Source organism: Caldisericota bacterium, from assembly GCA_034717215.1.
GTDB lineage: Bacteria > Caldisericota > Caldisericia > Caldisericales > Caldisericaceae > UBA646.
Genome location: JAYELD010000094.1, coordinates 1 through 1656 on the forward strand (window position 1 = coordinate 1; position 1656 = coordinate 1656).

A 1656-nucleotide genomic window follows, 5' to 3' on the forward strand; every position below is an offset into this window, starting at 1 on the left:
TAACTATTAGCTCATATGCCCCCAGGTCTATGCTAATATAATAACATATAGACCAAGGAGGTAACAGTTACATGATCAATAGTATTTGTAATAATTTAGTTAAGTCACCAGAGGGTTGTTTTAAACGTGATGTCATAGAGGGGTATGGATTATCGAGAGTTGAAACCAATGTGCTCTGGGACTACGTGAATAATTTTGTAAAAGAACATTATCTTGCTTGTAGATTTGACAATCAGATCATATTCTATGCTGTCTCAGCTGATGAACCGGCAGGGAAGCCAATTAAAGACTGTAGGCTTATTCCGGTAAATCTTACTCTATACAGCCGTGCAGACCAAAGAATTAAGGCTAAGCTCGGAATTCCTGCTCTAAGAGAATACTTGGCAGCTAGGCTTTCGGAAGAAGCACATCACCAGGGAGGTCTGCTTTCTCAGGCTGATCTTGCTGAGATATTAATTGTCGATAAGTCTACGGTAAAGAGAATCGTCAAAAGAATAAAAACAAGAGGTGGCAGCATACCTACCCGGGGGGAGATCAAAGATATCGGACCCGGGATATCACATAAGGCAAGAATCATTGAACTACTCTTAAAAAGATATCAACCCACCGAGGTAGTCTTAAAGACCAAACACAGTCTGTCATCGGTAACCAGGTACTTTGAAAATTTTATCAAGGTCGTCTATCTACATGATGAAGGATTCAGCATCGTCAAAATACGCCATCTTACCGGTACTTCAGAGAAGGTAGTCGGTGAATATCTTACCCTCTATGCTCGCTATAGGGAAAATAAGGACTACACTGAAAGATTAGAGGAAATCAAAGGCTACTTATCCAGTAAAAAAAGGGGGCTGCTATGAGTATCAATAAGCAACTATACGGTCGCCTTCAGGAAAAGACCCTAAAAAATAACCTAATCCTTCACCTGATGGAAAACTATGGTTACCAGTCCAAACCCAAGGTCGCTGAGGCCCTGATTATTGATCTGTTGTCCATCTCTGCTGAATCTACTAAAGATGCCTTGACCCTTAAGCCCGGACAGATGGTCTGGCCTGCTGTCCTAAAGACCGAAAAACACGGAAATGGTAAAACACTTGGCAAGACCAAATCTAAACATGTTATCCTGTCTGTTGTGGCAGATTCAGATATTTTAGATTACAGCAGGGGGATAAAAACCTCTCGCATCCTGGCTAAAAGAATAGCCAGGATTGTAAATGAAGCCTATTATCAAGGCGGGGTGCTCTCCCAAGCCGATATTGCCCTGATCTTTAATCTATCCCAAGCTAGAGTATCCCAGCTTGTCCTGGCATACCAGAAGGAGAAAAAGGTGATGCTCCCCTTAAGAGGCGTGGTTCATGATATCGGCAGATCAATAACTCATAAGGTAAAAATAATTAAAATGTCTACCCAAGGCTATTCTACCAAAGATATAGCCAGGGCTACTTCCCATGCACCTTCCTCAGTGGATAGATATATCAGAGACTTCCAAAGGGTCAAAATCCTTTGGGAAAGAGGGATGATGTTAAGCGAAATAGCTTATATCACCTCATTATCTGAGAACCTGGTTAGTGAATATGTTAAAATTGTCAAAGAACATGTGTTAAAAAATTAAATTTTATTATATAATTACGGGAGACCTGGGGGCATATGCCCCCATTA

2 protein-coding genes are annotated in these 1656 nt (G+C 41.0%); both read left to right on the forward strand.

The window, feature by feature from the left end:
• Positions 1-71 precede the first annotated feature (71 nt).
• Positions 72-857, forward strand: coding sequence for a DUF1670 domain-containing protein (locus tag U9Q18_04050; GenBank protein ID MEA3313528.1), 786 nt, complete (start codon positions 72-74; stop codon positions 855-857).
• Positions 854-1609, forward strand: a complete 756-nt coding sequence (locus tag U9Q18_04055) for a DUF1670 domain-containing protein (GenBank protein MEA3313529.1) — start codon at positions 854-856, stop codon at positions 1607-1609. Before U9Q18_04050 ends, U9Q18_04055 begins: the two co-directional genes overlap by 4 nt.
• The last annotated feature ends 47 nt before the right edge of the window (positions 1610-1656 follow it).

Excerpts from the sequence above, each read along its gene's own strand:
- U9Q18_04055 (MEA3313529.1), top strand. The coding sequence starts at position 854 with ATGAGTATCAATAAGCAACTATACGGTCGCCTTCAGGAAAAGACCCTA.
- U9Q18_04050 (MEA3313528.1), top strand. The coding sequence starts at position 72 with ATGATCAATAGTATTTGTAATAATTTAGTTAAGTCACCAGAGGGTTGT.